Annotated in this window: 19 protein-coding genes; 4 read left to right on the top strand and 15 right to left on the bottom strand. The window is 33.5% G+C overall.

The window, feature by feature from the left end:
* Nucleotides 1-3: 3 nt before the first annotated feature.
* The 3 genes from BM296_RS08430 to BM296_RS08420 form a co-directional block, all read right to left on the bottom strand.
* A complete protein-coding gene (locus tag BM296_RS08430; protein WP_091902634.1) occupies nt 4-2,238 on the bottom strand; it encodes a DUF7133 domain-containing protein in 2,235 nt (744 codons plus the stop codon).
* A gap of 54 nt (nt 2,239-2,292) precedes the next feature.
* Nucleotides 2,293-3,489 carry a mannonate dehydratase gene (uxuA, locus tag BM296_RS08425; RefSeq protein ID WP_091902633.1) on the bottom strand — a complete coding sequence of 399 codons (1,197 nt, stop codon included), beginning with the start codon at nt 3,487-3,489 and terminating at the stop codon, nt 2,293-2,295.
* Nucleotides 3,490-3,572: 83 nt separating this feature from the next.
* Nucleotides 3,573-4,391 carry an SDR family oxidoreductase gene (locus BM296_RS08420; RefSeq protein WP_091902632.1) on the bottom strand — a complete coding sequence of 273 codons (819 nt, stop codon included), beginning with the start codon at nt 4,389-4,391 and terminating at the stop codon, nt 3,573-3,575.
* A gap of 359 nt (nt 4,392-4,750) precedes the next feature.
* Between BM296_RS08420 and BM296_RS08415 the strand changes: the two genes are divergently transcribed.
* Nucleotides 4,751-5,581 carry a DMT family transporter gene (locus tag BM296_RS08415; protein WP_262493275.1) on the top strand — a complete coding sequence of 277 codons (831 nt, stop codon included), beginning with the start codon at nt 4,751-4,753 and terminating at the stop codon, nt 5,579-5,581.
* A gap of 71 nt (nt 5,582-5,652) precedes the next feature.
* Here the strand turns inward: BM296_RS08415 and BM296_RS19405 are convergent, their stop codons facing one another.
* Nucleotides 5,653-5,811 (bottom strand): hypothetical protein, encoded by a 159-nt coding sequence (locus BM296_RS19405; RefSeq protein ID WP_218157870.1) that lies wholly within the window; start codon nt 5,809-5,811, stop codon nt 5,653-5,655.
* Nucleotides 5,812-6,124: 313 nt separating this feature from the next.
* On the opposite strand from BM296_RS19405, the gene BM296_RS08405 reads away from it, so the two are divergent.
* Nucleotides 6,125-6,661 (top strand): lipid-binding SYLF domain-containing protein, encoded by a 537-nt coding sequence (locus BM296_RS08405; RefSeq protein WP_027064629.1) that lies wholly within the window; start codon nt 6,125-6,127, stop codon nt 6,659-6,661.
* A gap of 56 nt (nt 6,662-6,717) precedes the next feature.
* On the opposite strand, the gene BM296_RS08400 is transcribed toward BM296_RS08405, so the two are convergent.
* The gene (locus BM296_RS08400) at nt 6,718-7,536 is read right to left on the bottom strand and encodes an SDR family oxidoreductase (RefSeq protein ID WP_091902631.1); all 819 of its coding nucleotides are present in this window, start codon (nt 7,534-7,536) and stop codon (nt 6,718-6,720) included.
* A 140-nt stretch (nt 7,537-7,676) separates the two neighbouring features.
* Nucleotides 7,677-8,849 carry an aldose epimerase family protein gene (locus BM296_RS08395; protein WP_218157869.1) on the bottom strand — a complete coding sequence of 391 codons (1,173 nt, stop codon included), beginning with the start codon at nt 8,847-8,849 and terminating at the stop codon, nt 7,677-7,679.
* Between the two features lie 195 nt (nt 8,850-9,044).
* Between BM296_RS08395 and BM296_RS08390 the strand changes: the two genes are divergently transcribed.
* The gene (locus BM296_RS08390) at nt 9,045-10,061 is read left to right on the top strand and encodes a LacI family DNA-binding transcriptional regulator (RefSeq protein ID WP_091902629.1); all 1,017 of its coding nucleotides are present in this window, start codon (nt 9,045-9,047) and stop codon (nt 10,059-10,061) included.
* Between the two features lie 17 nt (nt 10,062-10,078).
* Here the strand turns inward: BM296_RS08390 and BM296_RS08385 are convergent, their stop codons facing one another.
* From BM296_RS08385 to uxaC, 6 genes are read right to left on the bottom strand one after another with little or no spacing between them, the layout of a single operon-like run.
* Nucleotides 10,079-11,695, bottom strand: a complete 1,617-nt coding sequence (locus BM296_RS08385) for a UxaA family hydrolase (protein WP_091902628.1) — start codon at nt 11,693-11,695, stop codon at nt 10,079-10,081.
* 10 nt (nt 11,696-11,705) lie between these two features.
* Complete coding sequence (locus BM296_RS08380; protein ID WP_091902627.1) at nt 11,706-13,148, bottom strand: tagaturonate reductase; 1,443 nt, start codon at nt 13,146-13,148, stop codon at nt 11,706-11,708.
* 16 nt (nt 13,149-13,164) lie between these two features.
* Nucleotides 13,165-14,460, bottom strand: coding sequence for a TRAP transporter large permease (locus BM296_RS08375; protein ID WP_027064635.1), 1,296 nt, complete (start codon nt 14,458-14,460; stop codon nt 13,165-13,167).
* Nucleotides 14,460-14,918: a TRAP transporter small permease gene (locus BM296_RS08370; RefSeq protein WP_245786985.1), complete on the bottom strand. Its 459-nt coding sequence runs from the start codon at nt 14,916-14,918 to the stop codon at nt 14,460-14,462. The genes BM296_RS08375 and BM296_RS08370 overlap by 1 nt, the downstream gene beginning before the upstream one ends.
* A 6-nt stretch (nt 14,919-14,924) precedes the next feature.
* Nucleotides 14,925-15,902, bottom strand: coding sequence for a TRAP transporter substrate-binding protein (locus BM296_RS08365; protein ID WP_091902625.1), 978 nt, complete (start codon nt 15,900-15,902; stop codon nt 14,925-14,927).
* Between the two features lie 12 nt (nt 15,903-15,914).
* Complete coding sequence (gene uxaC / locus BM296_RS08360; RefSeq protein WP_091902624.1) at nt 15,915-17,333, bottom strand: glucuronate isomerase; 1,419 nt, start codon at nt 17,331-17,333, stop codon at nt 15,915-15,917.
* Nucleotides 17,334-17,789: 456 nt separating this feature from the next.
* Between uxaC and BM296_RS08355 the strand changes: the two genes are divergently transcribed.
* Complete coding sequence (locus tag BM296_RS08355) at nt 17,790-18,011, top strand: hypothetical protein (RefSeq protein WP_027064639.1); 222 nt, start codon at nt 17,790-17,792, stop codon at nt 18,009-18,011.
* 108 nt (nt 18,012-18,119) lie between these two features.
* Here BM296_RS08355 and BM296_RS08350 read toward each other — a convergent pair whose 3' ends face one another.
* The 3 genes from BM296_RS08350 to tpiA are packed head-to-tail and all read right to left on the bottom strand — an operon-like array spanning nt 18,120 to nt 20,016.
* Nucleotides 18,120-18,395 (bottom strand): ATP-dependent Clp protease adaptor ClpS, encoded by a 276-nt coding sequence (locus BM296_RS08350; protein ID WP_027064640.1) that lies wholly within the window; start codon nt 18,393-18,395, stop codon nt 18,120-18,122.
* Nucleotides 18,396-18,415: 20 nt separating this feature from the next.
* Nucleotides 18,416-19,252, bottom strand: coding sequence for a 50S ribosomal protein L11 methyltransferase (gene prmA, locus BM296_RS08345; protein WP_091902623.1), 837 nt, complete (start codon nt 19,250-19,252; stop codon nt 18,416-18,418).
* A 14-nt stretch (nt 19,253-19,266) separates the two neighbouring features.
* Entirely contained in the window at nt 19,267-20,016 is a 750-nt protein-coding gene (tpiA, locus tag BM296_RS08340; RefSeq protein WP_091902622.1) for a triose-phosphate isomerase, read from the bottom strand.
* Between the last annotated feature and the right edge of the window lie 10 nt (nt 20,017-20,026).

Genomic DNA, 20,026 nt, shown 5'->3' with positions numbered 1-20,026 from the left:
TAATTATTTATCAAGTGCTTGAAGTTCTTTCTCTGTAAATTCCATACCAGAGGAAGACTTTACATTTCTTAGTTCCTGTATACGTGTGGTGCTCAATCTTTTTGGTTTATCAGAAAAAGCATTGGTTACATATGATATAATATTGGCAATATCTTTATCGGTTATACTCTCATTACGTATAAGACCAGGCATTGCCAAGTTTATATTATAAAGTTCACCATTAACGTGTACAGGTCCTTCAAGACCATGTAATATTATAAGGGCCAATCTCTCTGTATTTTTTACATGCTCAGAGTTCATTAAAGGAGGTGCCAAACCTTCTATGCCCTTTCCTCCGGCTCCATGACAAGATGCACAAATTTGAAAAAACATTCTTGCACCACTAGTGCGGGTATCTTCTTTAGTTTTTTCTTTAGTAAAAATGGCGTTCATCTTACCTGCATTCTTATCTGAAATAGTTCTTGCCAACTTGTTTACAAACGGCGTATGCTTTAAACTATCCATGATAACGAAATTGTTGTAGACCTCTGTATCTACAGCAGACAAACCACCAATTACAGCATCTGCTAAAGTGTTATTGTCCGGTTTTCTTGTTAAGATTTTCATCATAACAGGTGTGAATTTCCTTTCATCTAAACTCATCCAAGTTCCTAAACTATTCCCTAAGTACAAGTCCAATTCTATTTCATTACGTTCTATCACATTATTAAATAAAACTAGCGCCTTTTCTATATGCGCTGTGGATGCAAATTCCTTTAATAGGACCAAGCCATGAGAAGCTACTTGACTATTACTCTTATCTATTATGGTTATCAAGAAATCAAACGATAAGGCATTCAAGCCCTCCAGCACATACAATGCATGAATTTGACTCCACTGATTTTCAGAATTAAGTGCTACTTCTTTTACTTCATCAATTACATCTTTAACTTCTTTAAAAATTAGAAAATGCTGTGCACGGTCTCGAATCCAACCATTATCGTTAGATAGTAATTTCACCAGTTCACTTCCGTTCAAAGCATTAAAGTCAGGTATTTTATCAGCTGTAGAATTCTCGTGAGCAACTTTTAGTATCCTCCCAAAGTTTATAATAGTGTCCAATTCCTTAGCCTTTGCCTTATCTCTTAGATACGGACTCATGTACGCATGATGACCTATCATCCCTCTATGCATATCCACTATATACATACTACCTTCTGGACCATTTTTTAAACTTACAGGTCTAAAACCTTCATCGGTAGAAGTTATAAATTCCTTTTCTTGCCAAGCTTGTTTTGCAATAACAGAATCTCCCGTAAAAGTCAATAGTGCTCGCTTTACTAAATTACCTTCTGGTATACAGATAAAAACATTTTCGTCATAAGATTCTGTAAACTCACCTCCCCTATACACTAAAGGACTGCATGCAGCGGTTGCATTTACTAAAATGCTATCAGCATTTAAAACACCTTTTGCATACCCCCTATTAACCGAACCAGCAAATACAGGATATACCCTTTGATCACTAGTCAGAAGCTTATCTAAACTAGATTTTGGCGTGAAAAATTTATTATTGATAAATGTATTTGGCAGAGCATAATCCCCTAGTAATATTCTAGAATTATCATTGTAATATAACCTCCCAAAATTATCATGGGTAATACCCCATTGTCCCCTAAAAGTTGTAGGTTCTTTTTCCCATTTCCCAGCTTTTCTTCTATATCTAAAATTAGATTTCGCATTATAAATCCAATTATCAATATTTAATTCTAGTCCGTTTGGTTGATGCTCCGGATTTCCCTCAACAGCATACATAGAATCTACCATCACCTTATTTACAGGCTTATCATCTTTAATATCAACAAACCATAAATATGGTGGTTCTGCATATAACAATCCGCCATAGACATGTGCCAATGCACGGGGCATCACTAGGCTATCCATAAAAACTTTTGAATGATCAGCAATACCGTCATTATCCAAATCTTCCAGAATAACAATACTACCAGAAGGGTCTTCTTCACCAGACCCTTGTAAATCATTCATGTAACCCGGCATCTGTGCTACCCAAACTCGACCTTTTGCATCAAAATCTATAGCCACCGGCGCTTTTAAAAGTGGCTCTGCAGCTATCACTTTTAAATTAAATCCGTCTTCAATTTTATAAGAATCTAAAGCAACTATAGTTTCATTAAACTTAGATTGACAAGAAAATAATAGTGATGAAATAATTAGTAAGAATAAAAATGATATGCGCATGAAACTATATGTGATTATAACCTAAATATTAATTTATTTTTTCGATACTAAGAATTATAATTTAAGACCATTCCTAATACCTAATTCCAAACCAGAAAGTTGAGCCAAACCTATTGCCCTGCCTATTAAGGAGTAACCGGAGTAGAATTCATCTATTCTTTTTTTGTCATCTAAAAGTACGTGACCATGATCAGGTCTCATAGGAATATTAACGATGCCCTTACCGTTGTTTACTCTTTTCTGTTGTTCTATTATAATAGCTTTCATTACCTCTTGCATAGGTACTGAACCATTTAAATGATCAGCTTCATAAAAACTACCATCTTCTAAACGCTTAACATTTCTTAAATGTAGAAAGTGGATTTTATCCCCGAAATCTTCAATCATCTTAACCAGGTTGTTTTCTTCGGATGCTCCTAACGACCCTGAGCAGAATGTTAATCCATTACTAGTGGATGGACAACACTCAAGTATAAACTTAATATCTTGGTAATTAGAAACGATTCTTGGAACACCAAAAACTGAAAATGGTGGATCATCTGGGTGGATTGCCATACGAATGCCAATTTTTTCCGCTTCTGGTATTACAGCATTTAAAAAATAAGATAAATTATTTTGTAAACTTTCCTTACCAATTTTTAAAACAGCCGCATGATTTGTTTTAAAATCATCTAAGGCAATCAACTTCCTAGAACCTGGCATACCAGCCAAAATCGCATTTTTTAGATTTATTTTTTCAATATCCGTTAGTGCCTCAAAATAATTTTTGGCTTGTTTACAAATAGCATCTGAATAAGATTGTTCTGCGTTTTCACGAGCCAATATGTATAAATCAAAAGCTGCTGCCGCGATAGGATCAAAATTTAGAGCTGATGCTCCTGAGGGTAATTTAAAATCTAAATCGGTTCGTGTCCAATCAATTAATTGCATAAAATTATAGCAAACATCATAAATACCATTTTCAGCAAGGTTTTTAAGCGTTTGAATATAATTAGCAATGTACCGATCTCTGTTAGTAAGCCCATACTTAATATCTGCATGGATATTAACACTTTCAACAACGGACCATTCCATTCCGTTAGCTTCAATTTGTGATTTCAAGTTAGCAATTGAAGCTAATGGCCATACCTCACCTACTGGAATTTCTTGACATGCCGTTACAATACCTTCAATACCAAGCTGCTTTATATCTATTAAGCTAACTCCAAAATCAGGTCCAAACCAGCGAAAGGTTTTCTTTAAATAATCCATACGTTCTACATGTTACAAATCATCACATATTACATATGTAATCGATTGCAAAAATAAATACTGTTCTAACTATTAAATACTATTTAAACACCTGAAAAAGAACTGAATCCGCCGTCTACATCAAAGATACTACCAGTTACAAAACTTGAGGCATCACTAAGCAAATAATGAACCATACCATTAAGTTCTGATGCATCACCAAAACGACCCATTGGGGTGTTTTTAATAATACTATTACCTCTATCTGTAAATGAACCATCTTCATTAGTAAGTAATCGTCTGTTTTGATTTCCTATGAAAAAACCAGGAGCTACTGCATTCACCCTAATTTTATCTCCATGTTTAGACGCTAGTTCATTTGCCATCCATTTCGTAAAAATATCAACTGCAGCTTTGGCCATAGAATACCCGAGAACCCTAGAAATAGTTTGCTTGGCAGCCATAGATGAAATATTCACAATAGAACCATAACCTTGTTTTACCATTAACTCACTTAAAATAACCGTTGGTGTAACGGTACCGAATAAATTAATATCGACTACTTTTCTAGTATCATCCATAGCGATATCTCTAACTGTTTGATCAGGTTTTAAAGTAGCTCCTGGTATATTTCCTCCGGCAAGATTCACCAACCCGTCTAAGTGGTTAAATTCTTTTTTAATTTTATTCTTCAAATTGATAAGATCACTCTCATCCATTACATCTACCTTAAAAATAAATGTACTATCAGCAACAAGACTATTTAACTCCTCTTGCTTCTCTTTTAATTTTTCCTCTGATCTACCTAATAAAAGAACTCTTGCTCCATTTTCCACTAAATATTTAGCAATTGAACCACCCAAGGTTCCTGTTCCCCCAGATAGGGCATAATTTTTATCTTTCAACGATAACAATTCGTTCATATTAATTCTGTTTTTTCAATCTGATAAGATTAAGTTCCAATTAAAAAAATGGCTTAAACCAATCAATTTGTTTTGTTCTGCCAAGTTAAGAGATTTCTTAAAATGATACATAACGTTCAACCTATTATAACTAAATACAGAACATTTATTAACAGAAAAATATAGAAAATAGATTAATCAAAAAACATAAGGGTTTATTTTCATTTATGAACCTTAATCTTCAATATGTCATTGAACAGCAACATATATAACTATAAAATTATGGGTATCGTAAAACTTATAGTTAAATAGTTATTTTTCATTGTATTAAGACTTAATTCTATTTGTCACGAGTAACTTTGCAATCACAAATTAAGACTGTGAAGAAGGCAATATTATATATGATTATTAGTACGTTTTCATTTAGTTTAATGAATTCTTTCGTAAAATACCTAAATCACTACCCTACTTTCGAAATTGTTTTCTTTAGAGCTATTGGCTCACTTGTTTTAGGAACCGCCCTAATTTTAATTAAAGGCATACCTATATTCGGAAATAGTCGTAAATTAATGATATATAGAGCTTTAGTTGGTTTAACGGCTATGAGTTTGTTTTTTATGTCTTTACAATACCTACCAGTTGGAACCGCTGTTTCCCTAAGATATCTTGCTCCAATTTATGCCGCAATGTTTGCCGTCTTTTTACTTAAAGAGAAATTAAAACCAATTCAATGGTTTCTATTTCTATTTGCTTTTGCGGGAGTACTGGTTTTAAAAGGATTTGATCAAAATATAAACACTACAGGCTTACTTCTAGTTTTAGCGGCTTCTGTGTTTAGCGGTTTAGTATATGTACTAATTAGAAAAATAGGAAACAGTGACCACCCTTTGGTTATTGTTAATTATTTTATGTTCACAGGTACTGTTATTGGTGGTCTACTAAGTATTAATAATTGGATTAACCCGGAAGGTATGGACTGGTTAATACTTCTAAGTTTAGGGGTTTTTGGTTTTTTCGGACAGATTTTTATGACCAAAGCATTTCAAATTGCCAAAACCAATTTAGTTGCTCCCTTAAAGTACATTGAAGTCATATTTACAATTATGGTCGGTATTTTCTGGTTCGGAGACATCTATTCTCTTTGGAGCCTTTTAGGTATCCTAATGATAGTAGCAGCGTTAGTAACTAATGTTCTTGTGGGTAAAAGATAATTGAAAGAGGCATAAAAAAAGCTACCGATCACTATGAATTGGCAGCCTATAGTTATGGTCAGAAATTTAAATTATTTATGTGCAGTCTCCTGCTCAGCCAAGCTATTGCTTGCATCTTTAAGAGAATTTACAATAACAGTATTAATGTCATCTTCAATTTCTTGAGCGTAATTGAAATAATAAATGGCAGAAAATAACAAAGCGAAAGCTATAATTAGGTTTGCTATCATTTTTGAATCAAAAAAATTCTCTTGGTTCCCCATCTTATTATGTTATGAGTTAGATTATTTATTGAATATATAACTATTAGTAATAATTAACAAATTTTTAAGAAATCAATTTACTAGATAAATTCCTATCAATAAACAAGTTAGAAGAAATTATTCTCTTACATAAATCATAATTTAACTTCTAATTAACTGATTCACATATATTTAACACTTATTTGAATTAAGATTTAAGGCTAATAAGTCAATTCATTACACAAGTAAAATTTAGCTTTGTACTGTTAATAAAAATTATTAAACCTAAAATCTAGAACATATGAAAATTTTAAAATCGATTGCATTTACAACCTTGTTATTCTTAGCAGTAGGGCTAAATGCACAAAACAGCAAAGACCAAAAAGTTATAAAAGATGCCAATAAGGCAAAAGATAAACTAATGAAAATGGAAGTTGGTTTAGACAATTTCTTCAATAATTCTGCAGGTTATGTGATTTTTCCTAATGTAGGTAAAGGAGGGTTTATAATTGGTGGAGCATCTGGTAATGGGGTAGTATATGAAAATGGTACTATGATTGGAATGGCTGATTTGAAAAAATTAAGTGTAGGATTACAAGCTGGTGGACAAGCAATTACCGAAGTAATATTCTTTGAGACAGCAGATGATTTAGCTGAGTTTAAAGAAGGTGATTTTGAATTCTCTGCAGAAGCTTCTGCGGTTGCTTTAAAATCTGGAGTTTCAGTTAATGCCAAATATAGAGATGGTGTTGCCGTATTCGCTTTACCAAAAGCTGGTTTAATGGCAGATGCATCTGTTGGTGGACAAAAATTTGATTACAAGCCAATGATGAAATAATCATTTGAATTATAAATATAAAAGCCGCCTAATTGGGCGGCTTTTTTTATTCACAACTACCCATTTGCCGTAAAACCTGGGTAACATGTCATGCCTCCATCTACAAAAATTGTCGTTCCATTAATATATTCAGATTCATCTGATGCTAACCAACTGGCAACGCTTCCAATATCGTCTGGCACACCAATTTGTTTATAGGGTATAAGTTTCAACATACCATCTCTTCCTTCTTTTGTGCTCCAAACCTCTTTATTGATATCTGTTTTTATTGCTCCCGGAGCTATTGAATTACATCTTACTTTATCTGGACCGTATTCTTGACAAATAGTTTGCATCAACATTACCAATCCGCCTTTAGAAGCTGCGTAATTTGCATGACCCGCCCATGGAATTACCTCATGAACCGAGCTCATATGAATTATTTTACCAAGAGATTTAGAAACCTCTGGTCTCATACCTCTTCGTTTAAATTCTATAATAGCTTCTTTTGCACAAAGAAACTGACCTGTAAGATTCACATCTATTACACGCTGCCAATCTTTTAAAGGCATCTCATGTAATGGGTGATCTAATTGCAAACCAGCATTAGCTACGCAGACATCTACAGTACCAAATTCTGCAATTGTTTGTTTAAACATGTTCTTTACATCATCTTCTTTGCTTACATCGCATTTAACGACTATTGCACTACCGCAATTAGAGTTTGTACTGATCCAATGGGCAACTTCCTCTGCTTCTTCTTTACTGCTGTGATAATTGACAACGATATTACCGCCTTCCATTCCCATAGCTTTTGCTACCGCTTCACCGATACCGTCACTAGAGCCAGTAACTATACAAGTTTGACCTTCTAATCTTTTATTTGGTTTTTGCATGATGTTCTTTTTTTATGAATAAATATATTCGTCAATACCGATTTAAATTATCGCGATAACAAAAATTACTAACACGAGATTGCCATGTAAATAATACCAAATAAATAATGTCCTAAAAATGGAAAGGAACTGGTCTAAAATTAACTATTAATATAAAATTTAAAAGTAGTTTTAGTTTCATATTTCTGTCCTGGTTCTAAAGTTGTATCTGGAAATTGTGGTTGATTTGGAGAATCTGGAAAATGCTGTGTCTCAAAGCAAAGACCACTTCTTTTTACGTAAACTCTGTTATTTGGGGCTGGCAAAGTACCATCTAAAAAATTACCAGTATAAAATTGCATACCAGGTTGATCGGTAAAAACCTCCATTACACGACCCGATTCTTTATGATGTGCTTTTGCTACCAATCTATACCCTTTACCATTGAGTACCCAGCAATGATCAAAACCACCGCCTATTTTTAATTGTTTATGTTCCCTATTGATAGCAGTCTCCACAATTTTTGACTTTCTAAAATCAAAAGGGGTATTTTCAACAGAAGCCAATTCACCCGTAGGAATTAACGAAGCATCAACCGGAACAAATTTATCCGCATCTATTTCAACTTCGTGATTTTCTATCAACTGAGAAAAATTACCTGATAAGTTAAAATAAGAATGCTGTGTTAAATTAATTACTGTGGTTTTATCAGTAGTTGCTTCATACAATACGTCCAAGCTATTGTTACTATGTAACGTGTATGTAACGGTAGTTTTTAAATTACCAGGAAAACCTTCTTCCATATCCGCACTGTAATAACTCAATTTCAAAGAAGCAAAAGAAGTAGATTCCTCTACATTTTCAACTATCCAAACTACTTTATCAAAGCCTTTTAAACCACCATGTAAATTGTTTTCTCCATTATTCTTAGCCAATAAATACTCCGTTCCATTTAAGCTAAATTTTCCTTTAGATATACGATTTCCATAACGACCTACCAAAGCACCAAAAAATGGGTTCTTTTTCTCATATTGTTCTAAGCTATTAAAGCCTAAAACAACATTTTCTAGTTTACCATTTTTATCAGCTGTGTTTATTTCAGTAATTCTTCCACCAAAGGTTATAATACGAACTTCAATTCCTCCTTTATTTTTTAAGCTAAATTGATCTACTAGTTCACCATCTGTAGTTGTACCATAACTTCTTTTTTCAATCGTAACAGCATCTTTTAAATCTTTTTTAATCATATTTTCAAAATTGGAATGATGAGCTAAATAAGGCATTAAAATAATGATAAATAATATTGTAGTGTTACTCATTTTCGCTAAAAACATAAGATACCATGTTTACCTGTAAATATAAAAATATGTAGTAAAATTGGAGTTTCTATCCCTTGAATTTCGTGAAAATAAACAACACAGAAAAACAGTGAATTATTAAATTTCTAAAATTTAAAACGTGCTAATTATTAAGCTTTCTACTTTACTTTTTTTTAATTCAATAATCGTAAATTCGTAATACACTTTCCTATGAGCAAAAAAGCTACTATTTACGACATTGCAAAAGAGCTAAAAATAACAGCAGCTACTGTTTCTAGGGCTTTAAACAATAATCCTAAAATCAGTAAAAAAACACGAGAGCTTGTACATGCTACTGCTGCAAAAATGAATTACAAGCAGAATAAATTAGCATTGGCCCTTAAAAGCGGTAAAAGCAAAAATGTAGGTGTAGTTGTACCGTTCATTAATAAAAACTTTTTCGCATCTGTTATTAGAGGTATTGAAGATGAACTGTACCCAAAAGGATTTCACGTAATTATATCCCAGACCCATGAAGATGTTGACCGTGAAAAAAAGATTATTCAAAATTTAATAAATGCCCAAGTAGATGGTATTCTTATCTCTACATCTTTTACCAACGAGAATAAAGAGCAACTAAATCAAGAATTAAAAAAATCTACCCCTTTTATATTTTTTGATCGTGTTTTGAATTTTGATGGCACCAGTACGGTAACTATAGATGATTATCAAGGTGGTTTTGATGCTACCGAGCATTTAATATATCAAGGTTGTAAAAGAATAGCCCATTTTTATGTAGACCAAAATATTGAACTCTATAACAATAGACTAAATGGTTATAAAGATGCCCTTTTAAAACATAGAATTGCATACCATAGTGATTATATAATTTCGTTAACCAGTGATATGGAAGCAGGAAAGGAGGCTGCAGAAAAACTTATGAAATTACCCGTACCGCCAGATGCTATTTTCTCTTCCACGGATAACGGCTTATTGGGAGCTGTAAAATATCTTCAAAGTATATCTGTAAAAATACCAGAAGATTTTTGTGTAGTAGGTTTCAGTAACGAACCTTTCACTCAATTTCTGGAACCATCCATTAGTTCTGTAGACCAATCACCTATGGAAATGGGTAAAATGGCTGCTAAAGTTTTTTTAAAGCAAATTGAAAATGATGAAAGTGGAATAGATGAAAACGTTGTATTGCCTGCCAAACTAATTATTAGAAAATCATCAAGTAAGCAGTAGTAACATTTGCTACTTTATTAAAGTGAAACCCCTCTTTTCCACGGAATAAAGTCATCTTGACCTAAAATATCAGCTTTTGCCTTTTTCTCACCGCTGGCTACTTGAATTACATATTCCAAAATCTCCTCTCCCATTTCTTGAATGGTCTTTTCTCCCCTAATAACAGCACCCGTATCTATATCGATAATATCAGGCATATGCTCCGCCAATATAGAATTAGAAGAAACTTTTAAAACAGGAGCAATAGGATTTCCTGTTGGTGTCCCCAAGCCAGTTGTAAAAACAACGATATTGGCACCTGAACCTACCATACCTGTTGTACTTTCTACATCGTTACCTGGTGTACAAAGTAGATTTAGGCCCGGTTTAGTAACATACTCACCATAGTCTAAGATAGCTTCAATAGGTGATGTACCCCCTTTCTTTGCAGCACCCGCAGATTTCATTGCATCGGTAATTAAACCATCTTTAATATTGCCTGGTGACGGATTCATATCAAATCCTGAACCAGCCGCCTCTGCTGAAGCCTCATACGCTTTCATTAAAAACATAAACCTTTCTGCGTCCCCATCTTCTACACATCTATTTACCAACTCTTGCTCAACACCACATAACTCTGGAAATTCGGAAAGAATTGGTGAACCACCAACAGCAGCTAAAAAATCTGAAGCATAACCCAAAGCTGGATTTGCAGAAATACCTGAAAAACCATCTGAACCTCCACATTCCAAACCCATTTTCAATTTTGATATTGGTGCTGGTTTACGTTCAATAGAATTAGCTGCTTTAATACCCGCAAATGAATCTTTGATTATGATATTCAACATATCATCTACCGTACCCATTTGCTGCTGTTCGTAAATTAGCACTGGTTTGTCTAGATTGGAATCAATAGAATTCAAGGCATCTTTAAAAATATCTATCTGTAAATTTTGACAACCTAAACTTAATACCGTTGCACCAGCTACATTAGGATTTTTCACATAACCTGCCAATAATTTGGCTAATGTATGTGAGTCTTGACGTATACCGCCACAACCCCCTTGGTGAGTTATAAACTTTACATCTACATTATCAAAAGTTTGCTCAGAAACTTGCTGTTTACCATCATTAAAATCTACATCATTACCATTTATAAGATTACGTAGCAATTGTCTTTGCTTACGCTCCTTCCCCATAGAAAGTTCTTTTTCAAAAACCTCTTTAAGTACTTCTATATTTCTATTCTCACAAAAGACCAATGGAAAAAATAACCAAACATTTTGGGTACCCACTTGACCATCTGCCCTATGATACCCCATAAAAGTTCTGTCTTTCCAATTGGAAATGTTGGGTGCATTCCAAACTATGTTTTTGGTTTTAGCCACCACCTTATCACTTTGGTGTTTTACATTCTCCGTGGTCAACAGATCACCCTTTGCGATTGAAACAACTGTCTTACCAACCAATACGCCATACATATAAATAGAATCATTGATAGCCAAATCAACGAATGCTATTTTGTGTTTTGCCTTCGTGTTAGATAAAATAATTATCTCTTCACCATTGTATTCACAACGGTCTCCTTTTACAAGGTCTATCAAAGCAATTGCCACATTATCCTCTTCCTGAACTTTAATTATTTTCTTTTGCATTGCCTTGTATTTACGACTGACCTAATTTCAAAAATCCTTTTTCTATACCGTATTCTTCTATGAGTTCTAAAGATGTTGTTATAGCATTGGTCAAACCTTCAATCTCATTTAAATCTTGCCCCCAATACTGAGTTTTACCCAAAACTTTCGTGGCAATTTCATTCATGGAACATAATTTCCATAGCAACGCCATTTCGGAAACAACATCATTATCATCATTAACGGGCATAACATTTCCATTATAATTTCCTTTGTAAAATCGTATTAAACAAGCAAATGCAAATACCATTTTAGTCGGTAAATTTCCTTTTATTTGGTGGTACATGAGCAAACTTGGCAGCACTCTAACTTTAAATTTCGAAATAGAATTTAAAGCAATACTTGCTAACTGATGTTTTATAAACGGATTTCTAAATCGATCAAAAACTGCATTAGCAAATTCGTTCAGCTCCTCTTTTTCCATTTCTAAAGTTGGAATAACTTCGTCAAATACTAAAGAACGAATAAATGGTCCCGTAAAATCCTCCTCCACAGTTTCTTTCACTGTTGCGTTACCGTACAATAATGAAAATGGAACCATAGCAGTATGCGCACCATTTAAAATACGAACTTTTCTGGTACGAAAAGGCTGCATATCATTTACAATTTTAACGTCTAAGCTAGTTTTATGAAATGGTAATTTCTTCTTTAACGCTTCATCACCCTCTATTACCCATAAAAAAAAGGTTTCTGCGCTTACAATTAAATTATCTTGATAGTTTAACTGCTTATTATAAGCTTCAATTTGATCTCTAGGATAACCAGGTACAATACGGTCTACCAATGTATTGTGAAATGTGCAGGAATTTAAAATCCAATATTTAAATTCTTTTGATAAATTCCAAAGAGAGATATAATCCAGGATTATTTGTTTTAAAGTATCTGAATTATAATTGATAAGTTCACATGGTATTATGGTTAAACCTCTATCACTTGCCCCATTAAAATAAGTAAAACGTTCAAATAATAATCTTGTAAGCTTTGCCGGAAACGAACTTGGCGGAGCCATATTAAATTCATCTATCTCCACAAATGAAATACCTGCTTCTGTAGTGTTTGAAATTACAAATTCTAATTCCGGCTCTCTCGATAGATTTAAAAAATCATTGAAATTTAAATAAGGATCAATGCCCGATACTATATTAGTAATCAGTTCTTTTTTCTCAACAGCAACACCATTCTCTAAGCCTTTTGTAAAAAGTGTATACAGACCGTCTTGATCATTTAACATTAACACCATACCCTTGTCAATAGGTTGTACCACGGCAATACCAGCATTAAACCCTACTTCATTATTTAAAGTCTGAAAGGCATATTCTACAAAGGCTCGCAAAAAATTACCTTCCCCAAATTGAACAATTTTTATAGGTAACACATCAGAAACCTCAATATTATTTCTATTTAATTTCTGCATGATTTTTAGTATAAAATTATAAATCAAATAAGCTAGGTAACCATAAACTTAACTGTGGAATATAGGTTACCAAAAACAGTGCAATAATCATTGCTATAAACAAAGGCAATAAAGGTTTAAAGACTTTCTCAATGGTAGTTTTGGCTACACCAACCCCAACAAATAAGACCGACCCTACAGGTGGTGTACACAATCCTATACATAAGTTAAGAACCATGATAATACCAAAGTGAACAGGATCCAAACCTAGTTTTGTTACAACTGGTAAAAATATTGGAGTGAATATTAATACCGCAGGAGTCATATCCATAAAAATACCTACGAACAATAACAATAAGTTTATAATCAACAGAATAACAATTTTATTATCACTTAAACTTAAAAGTCCGCTACTAATATCCTGTGGAATGTTTTCATAAGACAATGCCCATGACATACACATAGAAGAACCTATCAATAACATTACAATTGCAGTTGTTGCCGAAGAATCCAATAAAATTTGAGGTAGTTTTGGCAAGGTAATCTCCTTGTAAATAAAACCTAAAATTAAACTGTATAATACAGCAATAGCAGAAGCCTCTGTAGCTGTAAAAATCCCTGTAACAATACCTCCAATAACCACGACCAACATAAAAAGACTAGGTAATGCATCAATAAATGTTTTACCTACCTCTTTTAAACTACTGCGTTTACCTACTTTATATTTCTTCTTTTTCGCCCAAAAAGATGCAACTATCATTAGAAATAAACCTGTCATAATACCTGGAATGTATCCTGCCAAGAATAAAGCTGCAATAGACGCACCACCACTTGCTAATGAATAAACGATCAATACATTACTTGGTGGAATAATTAAACCTGTGGTCGCTGATGTTATATTTACTGCTGCACCGAATTCTTTAGAGTACCCTTCTTTTTCCATTTCTGGACCTAAAATACTTCCCATTGCAGATGCAGATGCCATTGCCGAACCAGCGATAGCTCCCATTAACATTGCAGCAATTACGTTAATTAAAGCCAAGCCGCCAGGAAATGACCCTACCAAAGTTTTTGCAAAAGCAATGAGTCTGTGGGCAATACCACCTTTATTCATCAGTTCACCAGAAAGCACAAAGAAAGGTATAGCCAAGAGGGCAAAACTATCGAGACCAGTTGCCATACGTTGAGATACCGTGGTAAATGCCGGCATTGCAGGTATACTTACCAGCATTGTCAATAAAGATGAAATAGCAATACTCCAAGCTACCGGAGTACCAATTGACAATAAACATATGAAGCTAATAACTAAAACAAGAATTGGTAAATGCTCCATCATGATTCAATATTTTTTAAGTCAGAAATTTTATAATACATAATCAATAATCCACTAATTGGAATAATAATATAAACAAGTGCCAATGGCACCTGTAAAGCTGGTGATTGTTGCCCTAGAACATAGGATATGTACACCAAGCGTGAACCGCCAATTACAAAAGCAAAAAGAACAAAAAGTATAATCAGTACGGTAACAATAACTTTAAGTCTCTTCTGTGTTTTCTTATTCTGTCTAAGCGGTAAAATATCTATGGCTACATGTAAATTACGTCCAGAAACATATGCAGCTCCAAGTACACCAATCCAAATCATAAGATAACGCGCCAGCTCATCTGTAAAAGAACTTGGATTGCCCGTTACATATCTTGTAAATACTTGCCATAGTACATTTATGACCATAATCGACATGATAAGCACCAATGTCTTGCCCAAAATGGAATCTATTTTGTTTCGCATAGTAAACTATTTAGTTTCTTGAATTTGTTTGATAAGTGGGTAAATATCTTTATCATCTTTATACCCTTCGAAAATACCTTTTACCTTTTCCGCAAATAATGATTTATCTGGTCTAATGACTTGTACTCCCGCTTTTTGAACTTCGCGTAATGCTTCCTCTTCAGCTTCTGCCCAAAGAATACGTTGGTATTTCACCGATTCTGTCACTGCTTCTTTAAGCCATTTTCGCTCATGTTCGTTTAATTTGTCATAAACATATGTACCCATTAATAAAACATCTGGCAATACGGTGTGCTCATCTAGAGAATAGTATTTACAAACCTCATAATGTCTAGACAGATAAAAACTAGGAGGATTATTTTCTGCACCATCCACTACTCCCTGTTGCAACGAAGTATATAATTCTCCCCATGAAATTGGAGTTGGCGAACCGCCAAGGGCTTTTACCATATTAACGGCAGTAGCACTTTCCATAACCCGTATTTTTTCACCAACTAAATCCTCTGGTTTTTCAATAGGTTTATTCATAGTATAAAAACTACGGCTACCGGCATCATAATATCCTAAACCTTTTAGCCAATATTTTTCACCGTCATTCAACAACATTTCACCAATAGGTCCGTCAAGTACATTAAATGAATGTTGACGGTCTCTAAACAAAAAAGGAAGACCTAGAACCTTCATTTTAGGAGCAAAATTCTCCAAAACGCCAACAGATACTTTGGTCATATCTAAACTACCGATCTGTAAAAGCTCCAAACATTCTCGTTCTGTACCCAATTGTTGACTAGGATAAATTTCAAGCTTAAGTTTACCACCTGAGCGCTTTAATAAATCTTCGCCCATTTTTACCATTGCCTTGTGTACAGAATGGCTAACATCTAGACCGTGACCCAAACGCAAAGTCTTTACATCACTTTGTATTTCACAACCTAAAAAGGTGCCAATTAAAATGAATAACAGTACAATTTTTTTAGTTTTCATAGCTTTTATTGCTTAAAATTTAAAATAAGCTTTGGCATTATTGTAACTTATATCTTGAATTATTTTACCAACCAATTCAAAATCTTGTGGTAGTTCGCCCCTCTGCATTTCTTGTCCAAAAAGGTTACATACAATTCTTCTAAAATATTCATGTCTAGGGTATGAAAGAAAAGATCTAGAATCTGTCAACATACCAATAAAACAACTTATCAATCCCATATTAGATAGCGCATTCAACTGCTTTGTCATGCCATCTTTTTGGTCTAAAAACCACCAACCAGAACCAAACTGCATTTTACCTTTTATCTTACCGTCATTATAGTTACCGATCATGGTTGCCAATACCTCATTATCTGCAGGATTAAGGTTATATAAAATAGTCTTAGTAAGCTTGTCTTTAGCATCTAAAGCATTTAAGAAACTAGAAAGTGTTCTAGCTTGAGAATAATCACCTATAGAATCCCAGCCAGTATCTGGACCTAGAATACGTGTCATTCTAGCATTATTATTTCGTAATGCCCCAAGGTGAAATTGCTGTATCCATCCACGAGAATGATACTCTTCACATAAAAACAATAAAATGGACGTTTGAAATTTCTCGTCCTCTTCTAAAGACAATTGTTTTTTAGCAACTCTTTTTTGAAAAATGATTTCTATCTCAGCATCTGTAAATGTGCTAAAAGGAACATAACTTAAACCATGATCAGAAAGAGTGCAGCCATTCTCTTCAAAATAATCTAATCTTACCAAAAGTGCATCGCACAAAGCTTTGTATGAATTAATAGTCACTTTACTAACTGTAGATAGCTTTTCTATATATTCAAGATAAGTTTCGCTAGAAATTACGATTGCCTTATCTGGTCTAAATGCAGTACTTACAGTAGTATCAAAATCACTATTTTTAATAGTAGTATGATGGTCTAAACTATCAATTGGATCCTCAGTTGTACAAATAACTTCAACATTCATTTTTTTAATAAGACTTTGACAACTATACTCAGGTGTTTGTAGTTTTGCCGTGGCCTCATCATAAATATCATTTGCCGTATCGGCATTTAATAAAGTATCAATATCAAAATAGCGTTGTAACTCTAAATGTGTCCAATGATATAAAGGATTCCTCAATGTATAAGGTACCGCTTTACCCCATTCAATAAATTTGTCTTTATCTGATGCATTACCCGTAACATACTTTTCATCTATACCAAAAGTTCGCATTGCACGCCATTTGTAATGATCACCATCTAACCAAATCTTAGTCAGATTTTCAAACTGACGATTGTTTGCAATTTCATTAGGTGGCAAATGACAGTGGTAATCTATAATTGGCATTTGAGCCGCATACTCATGAAATAATCGTTGGGAGAATTTATTTTCTAATAGAAAATCTTCTGTTATGAATGTTTTATTATTTACTACGGACTTACTCATTACTTTTTGTTTGAAGGTTTCCCTTTATTTGATATTAAACGACGTATTGCATTACTATTCTAGAATGAAAAAACACTAAATTTTCACAAAAAATAATTCGCGTTGTAAATTAATGCAATCGATTACACAAATATATCCAATTTTAAATATTTAGCAACTAAATAGACTTAAAATTAGATTAATCATCAATTAAAGTACTACAATTTATCTGATATATAATTTAAGACCTTGAATAACAGAATTAAACTAAAAAATCACCTCAAATTATAAATTTATAAATCACAGATTAAAAAAATGAAATAAAAATCGCACTCCCTTCCGAAAAAAAGGTTCTAAACCCCCCATTTTTGTTAAATTGTTCATAAATACTATTATCTAATAGCCTCATAACTATATACAATCAACAAAGAATTGCGTAATTTGAATATTATGTTAACTTTGAAAAAAAAGCATCACATGGAGTTACTTGAAAAAGCTCAGGAATTTGAAAGTCGAAAAATGAGCAATATGTCCACTAGTGACCGAGTAGAAGCATCAAGAGAGGCGAAAGCACTTATCTTGAGCATCAACGAGGTTTATAAAGAAACTAAGGATTCTAATTTAATGGACGTAATGAAAAGATTAACCGAGAAAAAGAAGAAGATTGAAAAGAGACTGAATGGTGTACCATTGGTATAAACTTCTATCTATCATATAATTTATTTTTTAGATTAATCTAATAAAAAGACCCCTTATAGAAATAAGGGGTCTTTTTTATTTTAATAGATAATGAATAAAATCTCAGTCTTAAGTAATTTCAGCACTTAAACCCGCTTGTAACAATTTTGAACATTGTGGTTTAAGTTCTTCATACTCCCCCGTCTTCACAGTACATTTTCCTTTATAGTGTACAATTAAAGAACATTGCTCTGCTTGTTCTGGCGAATGTTCACATACAGAAATTAATGTATTTATTACATGATCAAAAGTATTCACCTCATCATTGAAAAGAACGATTTCATTTTGCTGAACCGTCTCTTCTTCTAAAAGTAGTTCTTCGTAAATTTCTTCTTTAGTGCTCATATTAATTTAATTAATACTGTCTAATTTACATATTTTGCTGCAACCCAATTATTACGTTCAAGGTTTTTTTCAAACTTTAACTCTAAATCGACACACTTTTGTGTAATCATATCTAAGTCTTCTGTATAAAAACCACTTAATAACAATACCCCTCCAGAATTTAAAGATTGTACATATTTAGGCATATCTGCCAATAATATGTTTCTATTGATATTTGCTATTATTAAGTCGTACTTTTTCCCTTTTAATAACGCAGCATCACCTTCATACACAGATATAAAATCCATATTATTACGCTCAACATTCTCTTTGGCATTTAAGTAACACCAATTATCGATATCTATAGCATCAATTGTTGTTGCCCCTCTCATACCTGCTAAAATAGCCAATACGCCTGTACCGCTTCCCATATCTAGAACAGTTTTATCTTTTACATCTAACTGCAAAATATGCTGAAGCATCATATGGGTTGTTTCATGATGACCTGTACCAAAACTCATTTTAGGTTCAATAACAATGTCATATTCAACCTTAATTTTCTCATGAAAAGGAGCCCTGATCATACAAACATCATCAACTATAATAGGTTGAAAATTTTGCTCCCATGTGGCATTCCAATTCTCTTGCTCAATCTCTTTATAATCGTGAGTAAATGAATATCTGGGATTATCAAGAATCTGAACATTCTCTAAGATATTTTCAGACCAATCAGTTTTCTGAATGTACGCCAACACATCATCTTCTTCTTCAACAAAACTTTCAAAACCAACATTACCCAATTCTGCTATAAGAAGGTCTGATGCCGGTTCTTTTGGTTTTACCGTAAAACGGTATTCAATATATACTGTATCGCTCATTTTTACTTTTTCGCTTATATAGCCTTAATGATTGCAATAAAATCGTCAGCTACTAATGAAGCTCCACCAATTAAACCACCATCAACATCTGGCTTAGAGAAAATTTCTACAGCATTACCTGGCTTAACGCTACCACCGTATAGAATGGTTACATTATTTGCTATAGTAGCATCAAAAGCTTCTGAAATAGTTTTACGTATAAATGCGTGCATTTCTTGAGCTTGTTCCGGAGAAGCTGTTTCACCAGTACCTATGGCCCAAACTGGCTCATATGCCAACACGATATTTGTCCAAGCTGAAGGCTCTAAATTAAATAGTACATTTTTCAACTGACTTTCAACCAATTTAAAATGGTTTCCAGATTTACGATCTTCTAATTCTTCACCAAAACAGAACATTACGCGAATACCTTTGTTTAAGGCCGTAATCACTTTTTTTGATAGAATCTCATCACTTTCGCCGAAATATGCTCTTCTTTCAGAGTGTCCAATTATTGCTGTATCAATACCTATATCCAATAACATATCTGCAGATATCTCACCAGTAAAAGCACCGCTTTCCGCATAATGCATATTCTGTGCAATAACTTCTATTTTAGAAGATTCTAAAGTACGTACCGCACTAGCTAAGTTAACATATGTAGGTGCTACCATTACCTCTGCATTTGTATCTGGTAATTTTGCCGATAACTCTGCCAAAAGCGCTTCTGTTTCAGCTAAATTCTTATTCATCTTCCAGTTACCTGCTACTATCTTTGCTCTCATGTTATTATAT

It is taken from the genome of Maribacter stanieri (assembly GCF_900112245.1).
Lineage (GTDB): Bacteria > Bacteroidota > Bacteroidia > Flavobacteriales > Flavobacteriaceae > Maribacter > Maribacter stanieri.
This window is presented reverse-complemented; position numbering and strand designations above follow the sequence as displayed.